Source organism: Lyngbya sp. CCAP 1446/10, from assembly GCF_026130175.1.
Taxonomy (GTDB): Bacteria; Cyanobacteriota; Cyanobacteriia; order Cyanobacteriales; family Microcoleaceae; genus Microcoleus.
In genome coordinates, this window is sequence record NZ_JAIGNI010000006.1 from 84,830 (window position 1) to 107,888 (window position 23,059).

The window sequence follows — 23,059 nt, forward strand, 5'->3', positions numbered from 1 at the left end:
GCTAGGCTGATTGACAGTTCTAATAATTGTAAAGGTTTCACGATAGCACTCAGTTGAAGCAAAATCCTTAGAAAAACATGAGAAATTTTGGGAATCTGGCTGTTTTGGGATTTGCGATCGCCATTGTGAATAATTCTTTGATACCTGATGTTTGGGCATTTCAGTCTCCACCTGCTGTCACTGTTGTCGATCGACAAACAAAAGCACAGGGCGCGGATGTAGTGGCTGAGTTGACCAGAGAAAGCGAAAATCGGGAAACAATAAACAAGCAAACTGTGTCCAGTTTTCCGAGTCTGTTTTGGGAAATCAACAATTTACCTAAAATTTCCTATTCCCAATGGCTCGAAGTGCTGGCGAGACGACCAGACTCAGACAATACTGCGAGAGAAACCGCTGCACAACCCGAAGATATAGCACGTTTTGATCAGATTGTACAGTATGCAAAACAGCAAAATTTGCCCGATCGCGCGATCGGACAAATCATCCAGGCGATCGGCGATAATTTCCTAGGAAAGCCCTACGCCGAGGGTTTGCTGGACAAATCCGGCGCAGAAAAGTTGATTATTACCTTAAATAAATTTGATTGTGTTTTATTTGTAGAGACAGTTTTGGCTATTTCGCGAGGCGTAGCCGTCAAAGATTACGACTATCAAAACTTTGTAAATCGCATAGAACAACAGCGGTATGTAAACGGTAAAATAAACGGTTATTGCAGCCGCTTGCACTATTTTTCCGAATGGATTAACGACAATCAAAAACGGCAAACCGTAGAAAATATTACCACTCAATTGGGCGGAGTGCCGATGAATAAAACATTAAATTTCATGAGCCAGCACCGCAGCAGTTACCCGCAAATGGTAAAAGACGAAGCAACTTATCAGTGCATAGTCAACCAAGAAGCAGACTTAGCCAAAACTACGGTTAATTACATCCCGACAAATCGGATCAAAAGTGTGTATTCTCAGTTAAAACCTGGGGATATTGTGGCGGTAGCCACGGATGTTAAAGGATTGGATGTCACCCACACGGGTTTTGTGTACCGCAATGCAGACGGGAATCTGGGCTTAATTCATGCTTCGCCGGCTGGGGCTGTGACAGTTGCTTACGACTTGCAAAGATATATTAGCAGAGTCGAAAGCGCGATCGGCATTGTAGTCGCTAGGGCGATCGATCCCAGATAAAGATACGTGAGGTTATCAAAATAAATGACTAAAGTCCTTACTACAAACCTGTTATCACAAAAAGAAATTGCCTTCCTAAAAATCGAATTTGTTAGGTTTTTTGGTGTTTTTTCATGATTTTATGCTTCAGACAAACCACCAAAACCAGTCCATAATACATCCCAAGATATACCAAAAAAATCCTCTGCAAGCCAAGCCACTACCGATAAATAGACTGCCGAATAATGTAGCAAAAATCCATTGCCAAAAAGGAGGATGCCACAGTTTGCTAAATTCAATTGCGGAGTTACAAATCAAAACTCTCCATTCTTTTAACAAGTGATTACCAATAAACGTAGTTTATTGGTAATCACTTACCCTGAGACATTGGTGAATTGACAAAACCTGAGAACCTACCCACCATCAGCCTTTACCTTAGATGTGAATTCAAGTAATTGCCTCTTGCTTCATAAAGGGAGATGATTTCAGGCTTTGGATCGCTCGGCATTTCATCCTGATTTCATAATTGCGTGCAATTCTAGAGAAGTCAACCAATTTGGAGTATCTCAGGTAGCAACATTTTCTTTGGGTACTCTATCTCTGTAACCGTTAAGGGAGGGTACGAAGTTAATAAGCTTGAGACACTATTAAGCCTCTAAGTTTGAAGTTATGAGGCTAAGTTAAGTGATTTTATCGCCTGAAACCCTGATTCTCTAGTTACCCCCTGAACAGTTACCAATGAAGTGAGTGTTCCTCAACTTCTTTGCAAAGATGGGGTTTTCATTTCTTCTATTTAAAATCATTGCTATTAACAGATTCCAAAACGTTTGTTCCACCGCTGTTCAAAACTATGTAATTCTGTTCCACTACTATGCTGCTGACGCAATGATTCTAAGTGAAGTCATCATCCTTTAAACCACTATTCACGATTTCATCTAGTAAACGACATGGACAATACTTTCATTGCAACTTATTTTGATTGGGATCACCGGACTCCACGCAAACGCCATCGTTTGGCTAATCGGGTATTGAATAAATTTCGCTTGAACGGTCAAGTTATTCCAAAAACGCCTGGAATGGCAAGTGTAGAAGCTCGAATGAATATTTTTCATTTTGCGAGCCAAACAGCAGTATACAAAGTAGATGGTGATGTTGTCGAAGTGGGTTGTAATGCCGGCGAAAGCTCCATTGTGATCCAAAAAATTCTGAATGAGTATGCGCCGGAGAAACAATTTCATGTGTTTGACAGCTTTGAAGGGCTTCCAACACTACAAGAAGACGATATTAAAGATGGAATATACGCTCAAGGTTCGATGACAGCTAAACTCGACAGATTCAAAAAGAATTTTTCCGATGTTGGACTGGAGCTACCACATATTCATAAAGGATGGTTCGAGGATACTGTTCCTTCATGTCTTCCAGATCGGATAAGCTTTGCGATTGTGGACGGCGATCTATATAGCTCTACTAAATATGTACTGCCCTATGTGTACGAGCGTCTAACGCCAGGAGCTATTTGCTTATTTGGCATTTATTATGATGACAAGGTGTTTTCACGTCCATATACTGATGAGCCATTCAAATCGCCTGGTGTAAAACGTGCTTGTGACGAGTTTTTTGAAGACAAGCCTGAAAAAGTCTCTGTACTCTATGCTTGTGAGTATTCCAACGGCTATTTTCGCAAGCTGTAGAGACAGAGCAGTTTTATGGCAATTAATCTGGTGTTTCTATCCTGAGAGTGTTTGATCGCTTTCCTGAATAGGGCGATCCTCGGAATTTGTCGATCGGCAATAAATCTTGTTGATTGCCGATCGCGAACACCTATAATGACGCAAATCCGTCCATTGCACTCCTGAGCGGGCTGGGTGCTTGTGGCACACATTAGGCTACTTAAAAATAAAGGACGAAACTCCTTACTACAAACCAAATTAATTGACAATTTCGTTGCGAGATACCTTACTCTTTCTAGCAGGATTTGCCGTTAATTCCGCCGGTGAGACTTGAACAGTTCCCCAATCGTTCAAAAAGCTTTTCAGCAAAACCTCTTGCTGAGTGCGAAATCCCTCGACATTTGCCCCTCGATTCATAATTACAAACCATACTGTTTCTTGTTTTTGAGTTGGCAGCGCTCCGCCCAAAGCGCTAACATTATCCAACGTGCCAGATTTGATTATTGCTAATTTTGGCAGCGGTCGTTCTGAGAGGATTCCTTCATCTTTTCCAACTATAGTTAAGACATCGGCAACTGTCATATTGTAAGGTTTAAGATAGCCTTCTAAAGCTATAAATAACGCGCAAGCAGCCCTCGGAGAAATACGGTTATCTTCGCTCAATCCCGAACCGTTGACGAGTTGAATTTCGGCGGGAGGAACTCCAGTTGCTGCTGCTGCTTTTTGTGCGACTATTTTCGCGCCGCCGACACTATCAGCCAGCATATCTGCCATGAGATTGTTGCTGTACTGATTCATCTTTTTGATCAGTTCAGCGAGGGGCAAAGAATAATGTTTTACTAAAGGCAGGCTGGTGGGAGGTGCTGCCACAACTTTGACAGTACCATCAATTACTATTTGAGGTTTTGGGGTATTTGGAGCTAGTGTTTGATACTGGGCGGCGGCTTCGCTCGGCCAGTTTTGACTGTTGAATGCTTGTTTTAGCAATTCTCCTGATTTGAGGGGATTTAATTCAAAATTCATGTAAAATTTATCGACAATTATCAAATTGCCAGTGATGCGCTTGATACCTTTTTGATTTAAGGTGTTACCGAGGGCGATCGCCTCTTCCCAAACAAACAATGGATCTTCGCTACCCTGAATAATTAAATCGCCTTTTAATACGCCGTCTTTGATTGTCCCGTCGGTACTAATTAAAGTGATAAATTGATGTTCCGGCCCGAATTCTTGCAGGGCTACCAGAGATGTGGCGACTTTGGTAATGGATGCGGCTGACAGAGGAACTGTACCTTGATGGTTGGCTAGCAAAGTATTGCCCGATTGCATCCAGATTCCTTGGTCTTCTTTGGCAGAACCTTGGGCTGTCAATCCGTTGAGATATTGCTGGATTTTGGTATTTGTGGCGGTTTCGGGATTGTTGACAGAGACTGTTAAGGGCTGACTTGGTTTAACCGGCGGCGGGGAAGATTCGGCTATAGGAGAGGGAGTTGCAAGTTGGGCTGATTCGGTAGCGGCGCATCCGGTGATAATTGTGAGAATGGCGATCGAACTTACAGCAGTCAAGTAGCGGTTTTTCAACATTACCTTAATTTTTTCCATCAAATTTACCATCATCTGTCGGCACGCCCGATGGAAAGTTTAGCATTAGCTGCGCGTCTTCCTTCTCCGATCTTGCTTCGCGCACTTCGCGTCTTCTTGCTTTCGTTAAATAGATATCTGGAAATGCTTCGGGATTTGATATTCAGCGCCTGGGGCCTTCACCCCAGGCCGGGCAAATTCTCGATCGACTGGTTTATCCAGCCATACTCCCCATACTTAGCGGCACCATTTCCCCGTGCATCGTCAGGCCTAATAACATCGACTCATTAACTCGGATCGTTTCTCCTGTAAGCGCGCAGCGTTCCTCCTGCTGTGCTGTGGCATTAATACTGGCTCGAATATCCTCTCGGCAAAACATCTGGCGATACTCTCCAGACTTCTGCTGGACGTAATTCCAGAGCAAATCTCGAATCAAAGCTTGATAGCCTTGATTCCCCGCGAGCTCTTTGAGTCTCTCCTTGAGCTCTTTTTCTAGTCGAATGCTGGTGACTTCCATTTCGGTGGTTGAGGTTCTAGGTAAGGTATGCATTATTTTTCTCCGTGACAGGTGGACATACGTGTAATATCAGTGTAGTATGTTTAAAGCTAGATTTAAAGGTCTCCGATCGCTTTGTGCCTACTGTGACATTTCTCTCCACCAATTCCACCTATCAACCGCAGCGCGATCGCCCTTGGGGTTGCAGCGACTCGTCACGGCACGTTTTGATGGTGGGTTTGGTCACCACAGCAACCTTCTGGGCGGGCGATCGTCTAAATAAACCCGGTTATAGTGGATTAAGACAAAATGCAGAAATTAATTACAACCAGGTAGACCGGGACGGTCTGGGAGTGGCACAGCCACAAAAAGATACGCGAAGCGGGAGGTACAGCTAAAAAAACTGTACCGACACAGGATGAAAATTTGCATGAAAGCAGTTTTTTTGGCCCCCGCTTCTGTCGTAACAGAAACGGGGGCATTTGATTGGATATTTGAGCAATTTGGAAAGGCTTGGGGAACTCGCAAAAACTAGGTGTAGCCAATGCTAGCGAAACGAAAATCCCAAATCAAAAATCTAAAATTCAAAATCTAAAATCCAAATGAGGAGGAGCAAGCCGTGATCATAGCAACTGATGTATTGAGGCAATCTGTAGTTGTATTTTCTCAAAATTACTTACCGATGAGCCGTGTCAATATCAAACGGGCGATCGTACTTTTGGTAACAGGCAAGGCTGAACCTCTGGATTTTAGCATCGGCAATGGCTATCTGGTGCGATCGCCCAGCACCAGCATCCATGTACCCGAACAAATCCGCTTGACTTTTGGTAACAGGGAGCGCGTTTGGAAAGTGCCACCGGTTAATCGCCGGGAAGTGCTGCGCCGCGACGCCCATGCTTGCCAATACTGTGGCAGCAATCGGCATTTGACGTTGGATCATGTGATGCCTCGATCGAAGGGCGGGCCGCACACTTGGGACAACGTGGTGACTGCTTGCGAAGGGTGCAACTCTCGTAAGGGCGATCGAACTCCCATAGAAGCTCAAATGTCTCTGCGAACTAAGCCGAAGGCTCCTATGCACCCCACTGTTGTTTTTGCCGAAATGTTTTGGCAAGAATACCAAATTGGTCATTAGTCATTGGTCATTGGTCATTGGTCATTGGTCATTGGTCATTAGTTAATCAAAAACAACTGACAACTAACAATTGTATTTCGCGATCGCATTTGTCACCCCAGAAACCAGGTTTCTTAATACATTGCTCGTGGATTGTCCCAAAACTCGTATAAACCCGATTTTTCACTGCCCATGCCTAATATGCGAACCAATGACCAATGACTAATGACTAATGACTGATGACTGATGATTAAGAGGGCGGGTTTTGCCATTTTTCTATTCATTTGTATCATATATTTTTAGCTAAACCCGCCCCTACGAAATGCTAATAACCAATGACCAATGACCAATGACCAATGACTAATGACTAATGACTAATTTCAAATTTTCAATTTCAAATTTAGGGCTGTCAATATGCTGAAGTTGACTTATACTGAAACGGGCTTTAACCTGGAGCGTTTGGCTCAATCTCCCGAACAGTTAGTGGCGCTGCGAGTTGTGCTGGCTATGCGAGTTGGTCAAAGCATCAGCGTCGAACCGAGCACTGCGGCATTTTTGCTGCCGGCGAATTTGCCGGCGCTGTCTCTGTTGGAATCTGAGGCCCGCCGAAATGACAGCGAGGCGATCGATCTTTGTGTTGCTGATGCTGATTTTGTGGAAGTGACTCTGCGCGGTACGTGGATTGGAGGCGCGTCAGAGGGCGCTGATGGGGTGTTTGCGACTGTTTTGGGCGATCGGGCAGAACTGTTGTTGCTCAAACTCTGGCTCGAAACTCAGGCTGCTGCTGAGGTTGTCGGGGAAGTCGGCGATTAATATCTGATGAACAAGGAAAAAAAGAGGGAAGAGGGAAGAGGCTTGAAGGAAATATTTTCTTCATCTGGGCCTTTTCCACTCTTCCCATTCTCCCCCTCGGAAGCATCTCAGTTTTGATGTTGATTGCGCCCCAAAATATTATTTGGATGGCTTGACGGGCTTCACAACATAGTCAGAAGGCTTAACAGGAACTTTGCCTTGTTTCGCCATAGCTTTGTAAATCATGGCTGCTACTTCCCCGCGAGTTGCTATTTTGTTTGGCTGCAAAAGTGTAGGATTGGGATGGTTGACAACAATGCCAGCTTTTGTTGCTGCTGCTAATTTGTCAACTGCCCATTTCGGAACTTTTTTCCTGTCTGTATAAACTTGTAAAATCTTGCTGGTATTTTTTTCTTGTTTCAGGTTTAAACCGCTAGCTAATGCTACGATGACTTCGACACGGGGAACGTCTTTTGTGGGACGGAATTCATTGTTGGGATATCCTTTAAGAAATCCTTTTTGTACGCTGCCATCGATCGCACTGGCGGCAGGGTTCTTGTCTTTCACGTCTTCAAAATTAATCGTTTTTCGGCTCGGTTCTTTGTCGGACATTCGCTCAATTAAGCGCGCTAGTTCGGCTCGCGTCATCGGTTCGTCAGGCCGAAACTTGTTGTCGGTGACATCAGTAAAGATTTTGCGATCGACTAAAGCGACAATAAAGGGACGCGCCCAATATTTTTCAGGAACATCGGACAATTTAACGGCGCCAACCTTTGGTTTAGCTGCTTTCGGTTTGATAATGACTGGAGGGACAGTCGATCGCGCAATTGGCGTTTCGGGAACCACGATCGTCCCCAGAAGAGGAAATACTGGTAAAACCGGCCCGATAGGTGCGACAGGGGCGATATCCGGTTGCGAGGGAACGATCGTGGTAGCGGGCGATCGCATATCCGAACTCGGCGACACAGGCGTTAATATTTTCAGACTGTCGGGCGCAGCAGCAGGTTGAGAAAAAACCGCTGGAAATTGCCAACTTCTGGCATTCAATCGATCGGGATTTCTGCCCGTTACCCAAAAGAAAATTGCTCCCATCGTGCCGAAAGCAACCAAGATCGCAATCAATTCATCAAAACCTAGAGGGTTTCTTTGCTTTAACGGGGGTTGTGGAGAAGACATACTTGTCACCTACTATCAATGAAGCAATTAAATCACATATTTTTTGAGTCTGGCGAAGGCAGAGACCGCTACCATCAACTATTCCAAAGTTCTCGCCGTCAATACTTGCGGCGGTGTGGCATCGGGAGGATAGATAAAATCAACTTTTATCGAGATCGGTTGCTGATGCAAGGCAATCAATCTCTTTCATCAGCGCCTTCTGCCGCTTCCGAAAGAGCGACTCCGACTCGGTTGACGAGAACTCCTGCCGCTACCAAAGCTTGGCTGGCGTTTGTTTTGATTGGGACGTGCCTGCTGCGATCGCCTCAAATCGCTGCCTCCGTAACCCGAACCAGTCGATCGATTGGCATTTGGCGGTGCTGGGCGTCTTACTGGCACATTCGATGTGGGCGATCGCAAGCGGCCCGTCGTCCTTAAAACTTGACGGTTTCTCACAGCCGGAGGCGGGGCTTGGTAGCGAGTTTGATATTGCGAGACAGCTTGGCCGTAAGTATTGCCGTACCCGCCATATCCGCTCATAATTACCCCAGGCTGATAGAGTGGCGGCACGTAATATCGCGGTGTAAATAACAAACTGCCGATCGCCTGACCTGCCAAAGCCCCTGCAAACGGCGCCCAGAAGCCTGATTGCTGCCGAACTACCACCGTTTGTGGCTGACCTGTTTGAGGATTGTTAACAGTTTCAGTAACGTTGTGAACGTACTCTATTTTAAAATCTTCTGTCAAATGCAAGCTCGCTTTATTGTTATCCAGACTTAGATAACTTTTCTTGCCTGCCGAGATTTCTTCCTCCGTCAAGCGAGCCATTTGCAAATCAGTAGTACGGTAAACAGGGGTACTGCCGGGGGGAGTATTCAGCAACATCAAACTGTACTCGCCATCACTATCGTCGTAGGTAGCTTGCTGTACGGGATATTGACCTTGACTCAACTTATTGTTATTGTTTGGTGCAGCACCCACCGTGTTAATATTCCGATTTGCAGCCGGAGTTTCAGGCTGATTCACAGGAGATTGCGCGCTAGGAGAACCGCAGGCAGTTGCCGTCCACAATAATGTTAAAGCCATTAAATAAATTGTCAGTTTTCGCAGCATAATAAATAATAATTGGTCATTGGTCATTGGTCATTGGTCATTGGTCATTATTACCCAATACGGTTCAGTTAAGCCCGATCCCCCCTAGCCCCCCTTACAAAGCGGGGAACAAGAAGTTGCTCAAAGTCCCCCTTTTTAAGGGGGATGCGAGGGGGATCTCCGGGGAATAAACAGCGCTAACTGAAGCGTATTTAATTATCAACAACTTCCTCCACACACGATCGCACTTTGGACTCAAATCCTGATTTATTCAAAGTTTAAAGACTAAAGCACTCACTACAAACCTTTTTTAGTTAAAATTTTTCTCATTATTAAAGGGGAATGAGTTCTGGAAAATTGACCAAAACTTGGTCGTTGGTAAGTTCGTCTCCCAACTGTGCGGGAGAAAAGTGAACTTGCACAGCTCGCAGCCTTTCTTGGTAATGTAAATTAATTAATGCTTTTAAGCCGACTTTCAGGGTGCTGATGTCAGCAAGGTCAGTTTCTAGAGCCGGAACTTCGCCTTCATAGGCGACTGTCAGCATCACCACCACATTTCTAGTTACTGGCAAAGACAAGGGGGAATTTTTATCGTAAACAGATGTACTATGTTGAGGCTCGCTCAGATAGCGATCGGCTGAATCAGTAAAAAGTTCATCTACATAATCGCCTGCTTCGCCTTCATCCCAAAAAACATCGCCGACATTGGCCGCTGCTTGCCAGTAGTTGTCATACTGCAACAGGTGATTGCAAATTTCAACCAGCCCTTCTCCTAACACTTCTAAATCGCCATCGGCATCAATTGATTCTCTGGCAGTGCGGTTGAGAATTCCTAACAGCGGTGCAACTTCTTCGCCTGTTAGCTGAACGAATATGCGGCAAACTGCTAATCGAGTTTTACCTGTAAATTGATTGAATCGATCGCGCCAAGCATTCATAAAAAACTATAGTTGTAAATCTGTAGGGCTATATTTCCAACAATAGCAGGCGATTTGAACTCTTGCCGTCTAACCTCAGATTGAGATCGACGGTATTTTGAGCGATCGATTCCTCTGTGATTGTTTGCTGTGCTTCACGATCGCAATCACCGCAAATTGTGTCGATAATTTAAAATCAAAAAACCTCCAATCTTGCAAGATTGGAGGCTTGCTGAGCGAATACTTTGGTTTAAGGTAACTATTTGACGATCGCACTTTCGACTTGTTCGATCGCAATTTCCGAACTCAACTCGGCAACTTGCTCGATCGACAAATCCAGCTCGCCGCCCGGAGCTTCTGGATGTTCGCGAACGCCTGCAACCGCATCTGCTGGCTCAGTTACACCTGCATCTGCCGGATCTTCAAAAATTTCAAAATTATCGCTCATCGCAGCGCAAGCAGCAGAGGCGCGCTGACCGGCGCGATAGCTCATGTAAGCCGCACCGCCACCCAAAATCCCCAAACCCAGAAAACCAAGAGCTGTTGTTTTGTAAGATTTCCACGGATTAATTTGATCAGAGCCACCGGAACCTAGCAGCGTTGTCGCAGAACCAGATTTCGTCGCCCCAGATTTGTTGTAGGAACAGGGGAAAGCAGATGCAGCATCACCTATGGCAATGCTGCTGGCGATTGCCACGATGGAAGCAATGCCAACTAACACTTGAAACTTCTTCATGGTGTTCTGGATTTTGTAAAGGATCATTAAAAAATAAATGGTAACAGCTCTTTACAAATCTATCAACAGGCGATCGCCGCCCAAATCACAGATTGATCGCAACTGCCAACGCTCGCCCGATCTCAATAAAAATTTTAAATTACCAAATTACCAGGCTGAAACTATTGTGATGCAAGCGTTTTGGCTAAAAGATTGGTATAATTGAAAGTCAGGTGAGCCAATATTTCGATCGCACTCATATCAAAAAAATTGAGGTGAAATAGCAGAAATTTTAATACAGCGTGGCAAACACTTGATGACAAACTACATTTAAGGCTACTTTTGAAAAGACTTCGTTATTGGAAAACTTTTTATTTTTATGACAGACAGCGGGAATCAAGGCATTGAGCGATCGCCTCATCGATTGTTGGTGACAGGCGGCGCTGGATTTATCGGCTCCAATTTTGTGCATCACTGGTGCAGCAGCTATCCCAATTCACGAGTAGTCGTACTAGACGCTTTAACCTACGCCGGCAACCGACAAACCCTGGCAAGTTTGGAAGGAGGAGAAAATTTTCGGTTTGTCCAAGGCGATATCTGCGATCGAGCTCTAGTCGATACCTTGCTCAAAGCAGAAAACATCAACACAGTCGCCCACTTTGCCGCAGAATCCCACGTTGACAGGTCAATTATCGGGCCTGCCGCCTTCGTTCAAACCAACGTTGTCGGCACCTTCACACTCCTAGAAGCCTTCCGCAAGCATTGGGAAGCCATTGATGATTCGTCTGTCAAAGCACAAATGCGCTTCCTCCACGTTTCCACCGACGAAGTTTACGGCAGTCTCGGCCCCGACGACCCAGCATTTACCGAAACAACCGCCTACTCCCCCAACAGTCCCTACTCAGCCTCCAAAGCCGGCAGCGACCACCTCGCCCGCGCCTATTTCCACACCTACGGCCTCCCGACAATTATCACCAACTGTTCCAACAATTACGGGCCCTATCACTTCCCCGAAAAATTGATTCCATTAATGTGCATCAATATGCTATTGGGCAAACCGCTGCCAGTATACGGCGACGGTCAAAACGTGCGAGATTGGCTGTTCGTGCTCGACCACTGCCGCGCCTTAGATGCCGTGATCAACCGCGGACAGCCTGGGGAAACCTATAATGTTGGCGGCAACAACGAGGTAAAAAATCTCGATTTAGTCAAAATGCTCTGTCAGTTAATGGACGAATTAGCCCCAGATTTACCCGCGCGTCCTTGCGAACAACTGATCTCATTTGTCAAAGATCGAGCTGGGCACGATCGGCGTTACGCTATTGATGCCAACAAAATTAAAACAGAGTTGGGCTGGACTCCCTCAGTCACAGTTGAAGAAGGTTTGCGACAGACCGTGGAATGGTACTTAGCCCATCGCGAGTGGTGGGAACCCCTACTTTCCGAGGAATATCAAACTTATTACAGCAAAATATACGCTAATTAGTCAGTTTCGTGCGATCGCACGCCAGCGTGTAAATCATTAACCGGGTTTTTCAACTCTTATCCAGGTCTTGAACCAAGCATTTTAGTTAAAAAACCCGGTTTCCGCGTAAATCCTGATTTAATTAAGTGCATTTTATATCATAAATATTCACCATTGTCAATCTTTGTGAAGATTTAGTTAACAGTCATCCCAAACGCACAAATTTAAGTGGTTGTGGCTGATAATTTCAATAGAGCGATCAAATTAAACATTTTAGAAGCTTTTAGTAAACACAGAAAGCAGCAATGACCGAAATCAACTGGCTCAAACAAGTCCAAGAACCTAAATACTGGCTGTTAGGCATCGCCTCCGGTTTGATTGCCCTCCACCTGACTCTGACTTCCAGAACCAACGACAATGACCTGTTCGGCACAATGTTACTGTTTTGGGGAGTCGTAGCATTTCTGATTTGGGAAAGGCACGAATCCTTAACCTTTGAAAGCGGAATTTTCGCCAGCTTCTTTGGGGCATCGTTAATTGCTTTCATCTTGCTCAAAAGTTCTTCGATACCTGCGGGATACGACTTTTTTATCAGACTTTCGCCCTTCTTGACAGGAGTAAGTCTGGCGTTGCTAGCTTCCGGCACAAAAGGGCTGAAACAATATTGGCAAGAATTGCTAATACTTGCTTATCTAGTTATTTCTCCCGGATTGATCGGAAACTTCGTTGACGTAGCCCCACTAACAGCAAAATTTTCAGCTTTCATCCTCCACTATTTAGGATTTGAAGTTGTTGTACGAAACGAGGTTTTTCTTATCTTAGAAAAAGGCAGTGTCGAAGTGTATCACGGCTGTTCTGGCGTGAATGCGATCCTACAATTATTAGGACTGGCGCTGGTTTTCTTGCTGATGTTTTCGACAACTTTAGGTCAAAAAATTGTAGTGCCAATCGTGGCAATAATTACTGCATTTGTAGTGAATGCCGCGCGAGTTGCTCTCATGGCCGTGCTGGTATCGCTATCTCAACCCGCAGCATTTAAATACTGGCACGAAGGAAATGGTTCGGTAGTCTTTTCGATGATTGCTGTCTTCATTTTCGGGCTATTCTGCTGGCTTGCAATCTTGCAATCGGAACCGCCAAATAATAAAAAACAAAATTGCTAATGGCTATTACCTCTTGGAAACCAATTAGAATTTCTCTTTTGGCTGTTACTTTGGCAGGAGTTTTATTAGTCGCCGGAAAGTTGACATTCTATCCATCAACAGGCAATAGTCGAGTAACCCAGTTTAATTTTCCCGAATCGGTGCCTTTAGCAGAGTGGAAACTAATCAATAGCGCGCCGCTGGAAATTACTGATACTTCACAAGTCAAGGCTGCCAGAAAGTATCAATATCAAAAAAGTAGCATTGCTTTAGAAATAGAGATGCGCTATGCGGTAAACACCATCGGGGATGTCGAAGGTATGATGAAGGGACATACTATTCTCAAGTCGTCTCCTGGTAAACTAGCATTAGCTAACACTCAAGCTGCCGGGTTTCACGGAATTTTGCAACAGCAAAATCGACTGTATTTGAGTTCATGTATCAATCCTCGTGGCAGTCCTACAGTCACTTCCCAACAGTTTAGATACAATCGCAATACTCGCGATTGGCAGCCGAACCGCATTCTGTTTTGGCTGTTGGGTAGGGGTAATATTCAAGACCGGCGATGTTTGTGGGCTCAGATGTCTGTACCTTTGGATAAAACAACTCCAGAAGATGCCCAAAAAATTCTAGAAAATGCTTGGGTTTCTTGGTATGGGTGGTGGCAACCACGATTTCCCGAACCTTAAGTGAAGTCAAGAGAGATTTTTTGTAACCACAATTGTGATTATTTATGAATGACGTACAAGGCGAGCAAGGTTTTTCGATCTACAGGCTGCGTTGGATTGGCTACGGTCTATTAATTCTATCTTTATTAGATACGATCGCAGTTCTGATACCAGCAAATTTTGGGAATCGCGTCTGGGAATTGCAGACGATTGGCGCTGTGGTGGAACGGGTGCCAGTTCCTCTATTGGCAATGGCGCTGATATTTTTTGGAGAAGGATATGACCGCAGAAGCTTGGAAAACGTTTTTTTGAAGGTTTTGTCTTGGGTGTGTCTGCTGCTGGCGGTGGTTTTTCTGTTGATGATGCCTTTGGGAATTTTTGGCACTATCTACGTGAACAACCAAAATGACAAGCAAATTACTGCTCAAGCCAACCAACAATTAGCTCAGTTGCAGCAGGTAGAAGAAAAGTTAAATAAGGGTACTCCTGAAGATTTAAAGAATTTGGCAGGGGAACTTAGCCGTTTGGGGGTACCAGCGGATACGCAAAACCCGCAGGAATTGAAAAGCCAAATTCTTTCGAGAATTACTCCGGCTAAGGAACGGTTGCAGTCTCAAAGCGCCACGGTTCAGTCAAGTCAGCGCTTGGGGTTATTCAAAAATGCTGTTAAGTGGCTGCTGGGCGCGTTGATTTCTAGTGTTTTGTTTTTCACAATCTGGCGCGGTACTGATTGGGCTCGTTAAGTAAGTATTGGTGTCAAATTATGCCTGAAACCATTGAATAATTTCGCTTTAATCTGAGTCTAGATCCCCCTGAATCCCCATTAATAAGGGGGACTTTGATCGGTATTCTTGTCCCCACTTTTTTTAAGGGGGGTTAGGGGCATCTGTCTTAACCCTATTCAGTTAATTCAGGATCTGTCACAAAATATTGGGCTGTGACAGCCATATATGGTGCTAGTATTTTATGGCGATCGGCAATTTAGCAATTTCTGTGAAAAATAGCTTGAGTGGTGGCGGTTATGTTAGCGAACTGCTGTACTCATAACTTTCTTTTGATAAATCTTGTGTCTGCTGCAATTTGTGTACTAGAAATTGCACAAAATCGAGCACTTCCTGCTGTTTGTCTGTCGAAAGCATCCGCAGATTATCTAATAATATTTTTTCGATATCGAGTGTTTGTGTCATTGATTTTTACCTGCACATCGATCGTGTTTTTGTACGGGTATTTGTAGGGCGCGTACTGCACACTTTACCTGTTCTATATCAAATTTGCACTGTCAGCAGGCGAAGATCGCTTTTTAAGTGCGATGAGTAAGATATTTGAGTCGGATGGTGCGCCGTCGATCGAAAACAGGAGATTCCGACGGGGGTAAGAAGGGGCGGACACACATGGGCAAGTTGCGGTATTTTTAGACTTGATCATGTATTGTACCGCATCTGCACTACAATTATAAGTTAGCTGGCTTCGCTTTTGGCTGAAATAATTCTTCTAAATTATCTGTCAGTGTTTAACATTAAGGTATTCACCTCTAATTGCTGTAGTTCAGTCTATGAGAAAGCCACAAACTGTTAAAGCTTTGGAAGAGCTAGGACGGATTCAACTCTCTAAGAGTTTTTTCATGCGTGAGTTTCTTTATTCGGAAATCTCTCAAATTGAAGGTATCTCTAACATTCCTAGCGATCCTGAATTGGCGATCGCAGCAGGAAAGAATTTGTGTGAGAGGGTGCTTGAACCAATTCAAGATGCGCTTGGTCGGATTAGTATCCGCTCAGCCTATCGTTCTTGTGTGGTGAACGCCAAAGGAGCAGAGAATAAAAATCAGTACAACTGTGCCAGTAATGAGTCCAACTATGCACAACATATCTGGGACGTAAAAGATTCAGAGGGGTATATGGGAGCAACAGTATGTATTGTTGTTACATCATTTATCCCTTACTATGAACGCACTCAAGATTGGACAGCATTGGCATGGTGGATACATGACCACATTGATGCTTATGCAGGAATGACCTTTTTCCCAAAGTATGCAGCATTCAACATTAGTTGGCGCGAGAATCCTAATGTTTCAAAAGTAATTTATAGCTACGTAAAAAATCCGCACACTGGTAAGAGCGGGTGTCTGACAAAGGAGGGGATGGATAATTTCTCAGGTTTGCACGAGCAGTTTTATCAAGAGTTTATCGATCGCTGACTAACTATCCCCTTGCACCTCTATGCTATAATTATATCCCTGCTCCGAATCTTTACATCGCCCGCCCTTTTCCCATATCCTAGAAAAACACAGCTATTCTAATCAGAAAAAATACGAAATGAGTATCGTAATCGAGTAAAATGTGCGATCGCTCAAACTATAATAGAGGCAGGAAAAGTTAAAAAGAGTTATGATTCCAGTCAAAGTTGCTCAACAGCAGTTACAAAATTTGATTGATACGGTGAGCCAGTCGCATCAGCCCATTATTATTGCAGGACAGAGTAGCAATGCCGTGTTGTTATCTGAAGCTGATTGGGCATCGGTGCAAGAAACATTGTATCTTCTCTCAGTTCCGGGAATGCGAGAATCGATTCGGGAAGGATTGGCGACACCGCTTGAGGAATGCTAACGGGAGTTAGAGTGGTGAGTTGGGATTGAGTTTACACCAAACAGGCACAGAAAGATGCCCAAAAACTGGCTTCGAGTAATTTACGAGATAAGGTACAAGCCTTACTTGATATCATTAAAATCAATCCGTTTCAAAATCCACCACCCTACGAAAAATTAGTGGGAGATTTGGCAGGTGCGTACTCGCGGCGAATCAATATTCAGCATCGTCTGGTGTATGAGGTTATTGATTCTGAAAATACGGTGAAAATTTTACGGATGTGGACGCATTATGAGTAGTGTTTCTTAGGGGGTGGAGTCGGATCGATCGCTTAATAGACTTGAATTCCCTAAATAGTTCGATCCGTAAACCGTAGATACAAGGCAGATTAACGCAGATAGACGTAGATAAATTCAAGAATTGAAAGGGAATGAATGCAATTCAAGTCTATTCTACAACGCTGACTAACCATCACCCTTGAACCTCAATAGTATAACTGTAGCCCTGTTCAGTCAGAAACAGTTGGCGGTGTCGCGCAAAATCCTCCTCACAAGTTTGTAGGGAGACTAATGTATAAAAACTCGCAGTATGTCCGTCAGATTTCGGGCGGAGAATTCGTCCGAGGCGCTGCGCTTCTTCTTGGCGAGAACCATATTTACCCGATACCTGAATCAACACATCGGCATCGGGTAAATCGACGGCAAAGTTGCCCACGCGAGATAGAATTAATCCGGGAATCTCTTTGTTACGGAATGCTTCGTACAGCCGATCGCGCTCAACCTGTTTTGTCTTCCCCGTAATCAGCGGTAATTTGGTAACAAGGGCGATCGCATCCAACTGTTCTAGAAACTCACCAATAATTAAAATACGGTGCCCCGCCTCCTTTTGCAACAAACTTTGCACCACATCCAACTTACCCGGATTTTCTGCAGCAATCCGAAACTGACTGCGGCGGGGCGCTAGGGCATATTCCATTTTTTCCGCCTCATTTTGGGCGACACGGATTTCGGTACAATTGGCTGTGGCAATAAATCCCTGTCCTTCCAATTCCCGCCAAGGTACGTCATAGCGCTTAGGGCCAATTAGCGTGAAAACATCGCCTTCCTTCCCGTCTTCGCGAATCAATGTCGCCGTCAAACCTAACCTGCGTCGCGCTTGTAAGTCGGCGGTAATCCGAAATATCGGTGCGGGTAATAGATGCACTTCATCATAAATAATCAGTCCCCAGGATTGCGCGTTAAATAACTCGAAATGCGGGAATTCATCATCTTTAGTCGATCGATAACTCAGCATTTGGTACGTCGAGAGGGTTACAGAAGCGGTTTTTTTGCTGTTGCTGCTGTACTCGGCGATCGCATCTTCAGTTAAACTCGTTTTGTCTAATATTTCCCTGCGCCACTGGTGCACCGAAGTCAAACTGCTAGTGAGAATCAATGTTTTTTGCTGCACCAAACTCATCGCAATCATCCCCACAATCGTCTTACCAGCGCCGCAGGGTAGGACGATCGTACCGCTGCCACCTCTAACCTCTCCGCTCTGATAGAATGCTTCTACGGCTTCCTTTTGATAGACACGCAAATTAAAGGGTAAGTCGCTTCCTAAAGTGCGATCGCGCAACGTAATTTTCAACTCCGCACCTTCCACATATCCAGCTAAATCTTCCGCCGGATAACCCACAGCTAGCAAAGCTTGTTTGAGTACACCGCGATTCCCCGCATCGACTTGAAAGCAAAGATCCGAAATCCGCTTACCTAACAGCGGTTTTACGCGCTCATCCCGCACTAGCAACTCCGTCAGCGGGCGATCGGCAATCCGCAGTTGTAAATCGGTATTTTCCGCATCAATCCTTTCAATTACCGTCAATCCGTAGCGCGTACCAAGCAGTGCGATTTCCTGCGCTACCGACTCAGGAATGTCATATTTAGCATACTTTCGCAAAGCTGCGATCATCAATTCCACTAACATTCCCGCCGCCCGCGCATTCCACACGCTTAAGGGCGTGATCCGATAGGTGTGGATGTGTTCGGGACTTTTGATTAATTCGGCAAAGGGTGCGATCGCTTCTCGTGCTTTTTGTGCTGTTGGGGCGTGCACTTCTAGTAAAATTGAGCGATCGCTCTGTACGATTAAAGCATTTTCAGCAACATAACTCATAAGTAGAAGGAAGAAGGAAGAAGGAAGAAGGAAGAGGGAAGAAGGAAGAGGGAAAAAGGAAGAAGGAAGAGGGAAGAGGGAAGAAGGAAGAGAAATTTTTGGTTTATTTTATCCAGTCTATGTCAAAGGTGCGTCGCGAGCGAGATTGTATATCTTTTTTAGAGATTGATCGCCCGCGACGCACCCTACAAATACTTAAGAAGGGGGGGACAAGATTATTCTCAAAGTCCCCCTTCTTAAGGGGGATTTAGGGGGATCTGGACTCAGCTATAAACAAAAGATACAAAGGTTTTCGGGCGATTGTTGACACTAATATAGCAGTTCTCAGAAAGATAAGGAGAGCCTCATGCCCTATGCCCTATGCCCTATGCCCTTCGCGTACCTCACCTTTTTGAGAAAGGCTATAATATCAGGTGTATTATTTATCACTCTGAGGCAAAACATAACCAATTTGCCGCAGGGCGGTGCGAAATTTAGTTTCCTGGCCCAATGGAACTGCTAAAGTGCGATCGCCCGCCAACTGACAAAACTTCTTAGTACGGGAATCATTCGCAATCAGCAATGCTAAATGGGCGGTAGTACATTCGATCAACCTGACACTACCTATATCTTGCACGCTATTCGATCGCTCCATAACATCCGTTAAAAATTGTTGCACAGTTTGCGGTAGCGGTTCAATACTCCTGGCGTCCAAAAACTCTGTAAACTCAGTTAATGGATATCCGTTTTCAATGGCTGCGAAGATTTTTGGGCGATCCAGACGCCACACAACATCCGACACTTTCTTAGTATAGATATCTAGGACGATCGCATCAGATGTCTCCACACCATCTCCCGCCGCAATAATTTCAAGATTCGGTAATACCCGCAGCGTTTGACGGATCTCAATTACTGGCGGAGTATACTTATCCGTCAACTCCAAACAGTAAGCCCCCAAACTCGTCAAGCGAAAATATACTAAGCCATCATAACGACTGAGGAATTCCATATAGTCGGTTCCCCAAAGATTGTCATAATCGCTTGGTATGAGCGCAGGATCGACATATGCAACATCAATAATTCCCAAAGTAGCAGCATACTCAAACAAAAAACACCGCATATATCGTTCTTCCAGAATCGACCAACTATGGCCACCCAATTCTGATAAGTTTCCATACCCAGCTTCACCAATATATAAACAGTACGGTTCCTCTGTTACCTCAAATCTATGACCTGTTGCGACTAGATATTTACTAAAATCATAAAATAGAATCCACTTACCGACAGGACATTCTGCGAGCACAGAGACGATCGCATCTCTGCGCCACGCCACATCCGTCATCCCATTTGCACCCCGGCCAGTTTGTCCTTTGATCGCATCAATGCGGCGAAATTCATCAAAGATTTTGGTCTTTAACCAGCGCTTCCATGCTGTTTGTAAACCTTTGGCGGGTGATTCTTGTAAGGCTTTCAGTCCCGCTTTTGTCAAAACTAGCTTTTTGCCCGATCGTTCCGCGAACTTGCTCCCTTGCGCTATCATTATCCAAGCAAAGGGCTTAATGCTACCGACTTCAGCGAATACTTCATCATCATAGTCGCTATCCTGCGCTAGGGTAATTTGACGCTGTTCCTCATTATAAAAATCACCGCCTTGTAATATAGAGGCGATCGCTTTTACACTTGCAGCACTAGCTAAACCAGTTCTCACGCTAACAGCAACTTTCCCCGACTGAATCAAACGCAAAACAGCAGCTAAATCCTTTGTGGCTGCCAACTGTGTTTCACAAGAAGCCAAGGGAATATCGTATTCTTCTGTATCTTTTTCCCCTGTACTATAGTTGTATTTTCGGACGCTGAGTTTAACATGATTTTTTAATGTTTCACCACTATGATCCAAGGTCGTTTTTTTCGGCTTTGGCACAAATTTTAGCAATGATTTTTCTAAATCGTAAGGAATCTTGCTGCCATAAATAAACAAGCATAGCAGTGATGGTTCTCTGTTAGTTCCATAGCGATCGATTGTTCCAAAATTTGGTGATTCTCCGTATTTCGCCCTAAATATTTCAGGAAAATAATAGCCATCCTCCCCATGTATAACTTCAGCTACAGCCGCTTTTTGGAGATCGTCTAATTGCGTCCACAGTTTCCGAAGGTTATCTCCCAGCAATTGCGATCTAATTCCATCAACAAGATCCGCTTTACGGGTTAATTTACGAGAATCGGGTAATAATGCTTTGAGCTTTTTTAAATCGTCAACAATTATTGCTTCCAGTGCCTGTTGGAGGCTAAGAAGGTTATCTATACTTGGGTAACGCGGCATAATTTTTGGCGATGCGCCCGCTTCAAAAAAAAATTGCAACCCAATTATAACAACTTTATGGGATGCGAAACTTGAATTTTTGTTACAAGATTCAGAATTTTGGTTCAACAGTTACGGTACGATGAACCGGAACTCTGCATAGGTTATTTGTTTGGATTTTTAAGGGAATATTTCTCACCCTAAAATTACCTGGTTCAAGAGTCGTCATCAAGTCCTTCGTAAGTTTTTTACATCTTTACTTTTAATCGTTGGAGGTTGGCTGCTTTCTTCTAGCAAACAAACCCGACATACTTAAACCTGTCACCAGCAAGCCGAGCATTCCCAATCCGTTTAAAATCGGGTAAATTGCTTGCAGGTGAAAAATTTCACCTGTATGAATTTTCAACAATAATCTCGATGAAATTCCTGTGCTAATCGGCCACTCTTTGACAACTGTTGTAGCCATTCCAGTCAACACAGTGAGGGTAATTGGTAAAAAAACAATTATAGCTAGAATGCGATGGTACTTGCGAAATGCTTTTTTCATAACGGTTGAAAATTTAGAAATACTCAGCTTATATAATGAGGTAGCATTGAGTGTTTGTTTCTGAGCAATTACGGCGAACGCCGCACTAGAAACAAACACTCAAATTAGCACTTACATTTTGGACTTAGGAATGCTAGCGATGGTGTTTTCTAGCGACTGCAATTCAACCAGCACTAGGTCTTTGCTGGGCTTGGCTTTTTTGAGTTCGTTTGTTACTTTTTCTGTAGTTTCTTCAACGGTATCGTAGCTTTTAGGTTCCTTAGCTTTGATGCCATCTTCGACTTTCTTCCAGGAAGTTTCAAACTTGTCAAATTCGGTTTTAGCTTTAACGAAATCACCAGTGTCAACTGCTGCTTTGGTATTAGTAACTACACTCATTAACTCTGGATAGCTAGCAGTAGATACTGGTTTCTCAGATCCGGTGGTAGTAGTAGTCGTCGTCGTAGTCGTAGCAGGGGGAACCGCTGAAGGTGGGGTTGACGGAGTGGATGCTTCTTTGTCGCCGCAACCAGCCAAAGCTACAAGGGTGACGGCACTGAGGATAAGGATTGGATTGAAACGAGCCATGAAAACTCCTAAAAAATTAAGACTACAATCTATTGTGTCACAAAACCAGCAGAGCGATCGCTAAAACGGCAATTTTTGCCATTAATCGCAGTTAGCAGCCAGCCCAAGAGGATCGTGCTGCTAGCGCTGTCATCTTCGAGACGGCGCGGGAGTTACAGAAATCTAGTTTCGGGAATGAAGGTAATGTGATCGCTGACAGGATTTAACAATCTAAAGGAAACGTCGAAATGTTAGTGTATCGAAACTGACAAAGTGTAACTCGCACCGCCTCGTTCTGTACCGACGACTATCTGATATTTTCCCGTCTGGGGCAATTATTCCGACCAAGTTTTTGCTCCTTCAGTTAAGGCGTTTGTATTCGGATCGATCGCATTAAAAACAGCATTTGCTTCGACTGATTGAATTTCAAGATTCATCCTTTAACTTTGTTTGACACCAATCAAATAAATTATGACTTTGCCGCGCGCTACTCCTCCTTTTACTTCGACTGAGCTAGCACCTCTTTTAAACTTAATCTGCTGCTGTCACTGAACCATTAAAATTGCCGATTGTTCCCGGATTGCTGTGGAGGGGAAAATGCTGGACATAGCCTTGACTGAAGCTGGAAAAATTGCAGAGGCACTTAAGCCGATTATCAAATTATTTAGCTGTTTGAAAGTTTTTGCTGGTTTGTTCATGGGAGTTTCACTCTTAGTATGAAATGGATTTACTTGTACGATTATAGCTAAGCATTCCTGTCTGCGTGCGATCGCCCTTGCAGATAAATTTTAGCTTTCTGTCAACGGCTTTTTCGCCCTCGCCCTCGCCCCAGACTTGATTTGAGTTTCGAGATTTGAGATTAAACCCTAGGATGTGGGATAATTTTGGGCGATCGCAATTTATGCTACTGTACAGTCGCCAGCGAGTGCGGTAAAGTAAAAACACCCAGAACACGCTGTTACAAAAAAATTGTACACTTCCTAATTAT

At 44.4% G+C, this 23,059-nt stretch carries 25 protein-coding genes and 1 pseudogene; 13 read left to right on the top strand and 13 right to left on the bottom strand.

Annotated features, from left to right (window positions below):
- The first annotated feature begins 77 nt into the window (after positions 1 to 77).
- On the top strand, positions 78 to 1,181 hold the full coding sequence (locus tag K4039_RS04700; protein WP_265233973.1) for a DUF1460 domain-containing protein: 1,104 nt from the start codon (positions 78 to 80) through the stop codon (positions 1,179 to 1,181).
- A gap of 126 nt (positions 1,182 to 1,307) precedes the next feature.
- Here K4039_RS04700 and K4039_RS29885 read toward each other — a convergent pair whose 3' ends face one another.
- A complete protein-coding gene (locus K4039_RS29885; protein WP_375339783.1) occupies positions 1,308 to 1,499 on the bottom strand; it encodes a DUF2809 domain-containing protein in 192 nt (63 codons plus the stop codon).
- A 608-nt stretch (positions 1,500 to 2,107) separates the two neighbouring features.
- Between K4039_RS29885 and K4039_RS04705 the strand changes: the two genes are divergently transcribed.
- On the top strand, positions 2,108 to 2,851 hold the full coding sequence (locus K4039_RS04705; protein WP_265233974.1) for a TylF/MycF family methyltransferase: 744 nt from the start codon (positions 2,108 to 2,110) through the stop codon (positions 2,849 to 2,851).
- A gap of 237 nt (positions 2,852 to 3,088) precedes the next feature.
- On the opposite strand, the gene K4039_RS04710 is transcribed toward K4039_RS04705, so the two are convergent.
- Positions 3,089 to 4,444 (bottom strand): D-alanyl-D-alanine carboxypeptidase, encoded by a 1,356-nt coding sequence (locus K4039_RS04710; protein WP_321161530.1) that lies wholly within the window; start codon positions 4,442 to 4,444, stop codon positions 3,089 to 3,091.
- Positions 4,445 to 4,622: 178 nt separating this feature from the next.
- The gene (locus K4039_RS04715; RefSeq protein ID WP_265233975.1) at positions 4,623 to 4,958 is read right to left on the bottom strand and encodes a ribbon-helix-helix domain-containing protein; all 336 of its coding nucleotides are present in this window, start codon (positions 4,956 to 4,958) and stop codon (positions 4,623 to 4,625) included.
- An 83-nt stretch (positions 4,959 to 5,041) separates the two neighbouring features.
- On the opposite strand from K4039_RS04715, the gene K4039_RS04720 reads away from it, so the two are divergent.
- The 3 genes from K4039_RS04720 (at position 5,042) to K4039_RS04730 (ending at position 6,831) form a co-directional block, all read left to right on the top strand.
- Positions 5,042 to 5,302: a hypothetical protein gene (locus tag K4039_RS04720; protein WP_265233976.1), complete on the top strand. Its 261-nt coding sequence runs from the start codon at positions 5,042 to 5,044 to the stop codon at positions 5,300 to 5,302.
- 221 nt (positions 5,303 to 5,523) lie between these two features.
- Positions 5,524 to 6,039 (top strand): HNH endonuclease, encoded by a 516-nt coding sequence (locus K4039_RS04725; protein WP_265233977.1) that lies wholly within the window; start codon positions 5,524 to 5,526, stop codon positions 6,037 to 6,039.
- 393 nt (positions 6,040 to 6,432) lie between these two features.
- A complete protein-coding gene (locus K4039_RS04730) occupies positions 6,433 to 6,831 on the top strand; it encodes an alr0857 family protein (protein ID WP_265233978.1) in 399 nt (132 codons plus the stop codon).
- A gap of 138 nt (positions 6,832 to 6,969) precedes the next feature.
- On the opposite strand, the gene K4039_RS04735 is transcribed toward K4039_RS04730, so the two are convergent.
- From K4039_RS04735 to K4039_RS04750, 5 genes are all read right to left on the bottom strand, one after another.
- Positions 6,970 to 7,986, bottom strand: coding sequence for an S-layer homology domain-containing protein (locus K4039_RS04735; protein ID WP_265233979.1), 1,017 nt, complete (start codon positions 7,984 to 7,986; stop codon positions 6,970 to 6,972).
- Between the two features lie 78 nt (positions 7,987 to 8,064).
- Positions 8,065 to 8,166 (bottom strand): DUF3370 family protein, encoded by a 102-nt coding sequence (locus K4039_RS29750; RefSeq protein WP_321161531.1) that lies wholly within the window; start codon positions 8,164 to 8,166, stop codon positions 8,065 to 8,067.
- A gap of 9 nt (positions 8,167 to 8,175) precedes the next feature.
- On the bottom strand, positions 8,176 to 9,078 hold the full coding sequence (locus K4039_RS04740; protein WP_265234027.1) for a hypothetical protein: 903 nt from the start codon (positions 9,076 to 9,078) through the stop codon (positions 8,176 to 8,178).
- Positions 9,079 to 9,389: 311 nt separating this feature from the next.
- A complete protein-coding gene (locus K4039_RS04745; protein WP_265233980.1) occupies positions 9,390 to 9,995 on the bottom strand; it encodes a DUF1517 domain-containing protein in 606 nt (201 codons plus the stop codon).
- A 238-nt stretch (positions 9,996 to 10,233) separates the two neighbouring features.
- On the bottom strand, positions 10,234 to 10,710 hold the full coding sequence (locus K4039_RS04750) for a hypothetical protein (RefSeq protein WP_265233981.1): 477 nt from the start codon (positions 10,708 to 10,710) through the stop codon (positions 10,234 to 10,236).
- A 358-nt stretch (positions 10,711 to 11,068) separates the two neighbouring features.
- On the opposite strand from K4039_RS04750, the gene rfbB reads away from it, so the two are divergent.
- The 4 genes from rfbB (at position 11,069) to K4039_RS04770 (ending at position 14,707) form a co-directional block, all read left to right on the top strand.
- A complete protein-coding gene (gene rfbB / locus K4039_RS04755; RefSeq protein WP_265233982.1) occupies positions 11,069 to 12,175 on the top strand; it encodes a dTDP-glucose 4,6-dehydratase in 1,107 nt (368 codons plus the stop codon).
- 284 nt (positions 12,176 to 12,459) lie between these two features.
- Positions 12,460 to 13,317, top strand: coding sequence for a cyanoexosortase A (gene crtA, locus K4039_RS04760; RefSeq protein WP_265233983.1), 858 nt, complete (start codon positions 12,460 to 12,462; stop codon positions 13,315 to 13,317).
- Positions 13,317 to 13,985, top strand: coding sequence for a cyanoexosortase A system-associated protein (locus K4039_RS04765; protein WP_265233984.1), 669 nt, complete (start codon positions 13,317 to 13,319; stop codon positions 13,983 to 13,985). Before crtA ends, K4039_RS04765 begins: the two co-directional genes overlap by 1 nt.
- Before the next feature lie 44 nt (positions 13,986 to 14,029).
- Positions 14,030 to 14,707, top strand: coding sequence for an HpsJ family protein (locus K4039_RS04770; RefSeq protein WP_265233985.1), 678 nt, complete (start codon positions 14,030 to 14,032; stop codon positions 14,705 to 14,707).
- A gap of 276 nt (positions 14,708 to 14,983) precedes the next feature.
- Here K4039_RS04770 and K4039_RS04775 read toward each other — a convergent pair whose 3' ends face one another.
- Positions 14,984 to 15,151 carry a DUF2281 domain-containing protein gene (locus K4039_RS04775; protein ID WP_265233986.1) on the bottom strand — a complete coding sequence of 56 codons (168 nt, stop codon included), beginning with the start codon at positions 15,149 to 15,151 and terminating at the stop codon, positions 14,984 to 14,986.
- A 365-nt stretch (positions 15,152 to 15,516) separates the two neighbouring features.
- On the opposite strand from K4039_RS04775, the gene K4039_RS04780 reads away from it, so the two are divergent.
- The 3 genes and pseudogenes from K4039_RS04780 to K4039_RS04790 form a co-directional block, all read left to right on the top strand.
- On the top strand, positions 15,517 to 16,158 hold the full coding sequence (locus K4039_RS04780) for a peptidase M15 (RefSeq protein WP_265233987.1): 642 nt from the start codon (positions 15,517 to 15,519) through the stop codon (positions 16,156 to 16,158).
- 190 nt (positions 16,159 to 16,348) lie between these two features.
- Positions 16,349 to 16,567 carry a type II toxin-antitoxin system Phd/YefM family antitoxin gene (locus tag K4039_RS04785; protein WP_265233988.1) on the top strand — a complete coding sequence of 73 codons (219 nt, stop codon included), beginning with the start codon at positions 16,349 to 16,351 and terminating at the stop codon, positions 16,565 to 16,567.
- Positions 16,568 to 16,611: 44 nt separating this feature from the next.
- A pseudogene (locus tag K4039_RS04790) lies at positions 16,612 to 16,845 on the top strand (Txe/YoeB family addiction module toxin); the annotation flags it as partial.
- A gap of 172 nt (positions 16,846 to 17,017) precedes the next feature.
- On the opposite strand, the gene K4039_RS04795 reads toward K4039_RS04790, so the two are convergent.
- The 4 genes from K4039_RS04795 to K4039_RS04810 all read right to left on the bottom strand — a co-directional run bounded on the left by K4039_RS04795 (position 17,018) and on the right by K4039_RS04810 (position 22,092).
- Positions 17,018 to 18,700 carry a DNA repair helicase XPB gene (locus tag K4039_RS04795; protein WP_265233989.1) on the bottom strand — a complete coding sequence of 561 codons (1,683 nt, stop codon included), beginning with the start codon at positions 18,698 to 18,700 and terminating at the stop codon, positions 17,018 to 17,020.
- A gap of 418 nt (positions 18,701 to 19,118) precedes the next feature.
- Positions 19,119 to 20,999 carry a helicase-associated domain-containing protein gene (locus tag K4039_RS04800; RefSeq protein ID WP_265233990.1) on the bottom strand — a complete coding sequence of 627 codons (1,881 nt, stop codon included), beginning with the start codon at positions 20,997 to 20,999 and terminating at the stop codon, positions 19,119 to 19,121.
- Between the two features lie 241 nt (positions 21,000 to 21,240).
- Entirely contained in the window at positions 21,241 to 21,525 is a 285-nt protein-coding gene (locus tag K4039_RS04805) for a peptidase (RefSeq protein ID WP_265233991.1), read from the bottom strand.
- A gap of 111 nt (positions 21,526 to 21,636) precedes the next feature.
- Positions 21,637 to 22,092, bottom strand: coding sequence for a DUF4363 family protein (locus tag K4039_RS04810; RefSeq protein WP_265233992.1), 456 nt, complete (start codon positions 22,090 to 22,092; stop codon positions 21,637 to 21,639).
- Between the two features lie 576 nt (positions 22,093 to 22,668).
- Here K4039_RS04810 and K4039_RS04815 point away from each other — a divergent pair.
- On the top strand, positions 22,669 to 22,791 hold the full coding sequence (locus tag K4039_RS04815; protein WP_265233993.1) for a hypothetical protein: 123 nt from the start codon (positions 22,669 to 22,671) through the stop codon (positions 22,789 to 22,791).
- Positions 22,792 to 23,059: the final 268 nt, after the last annotated feature.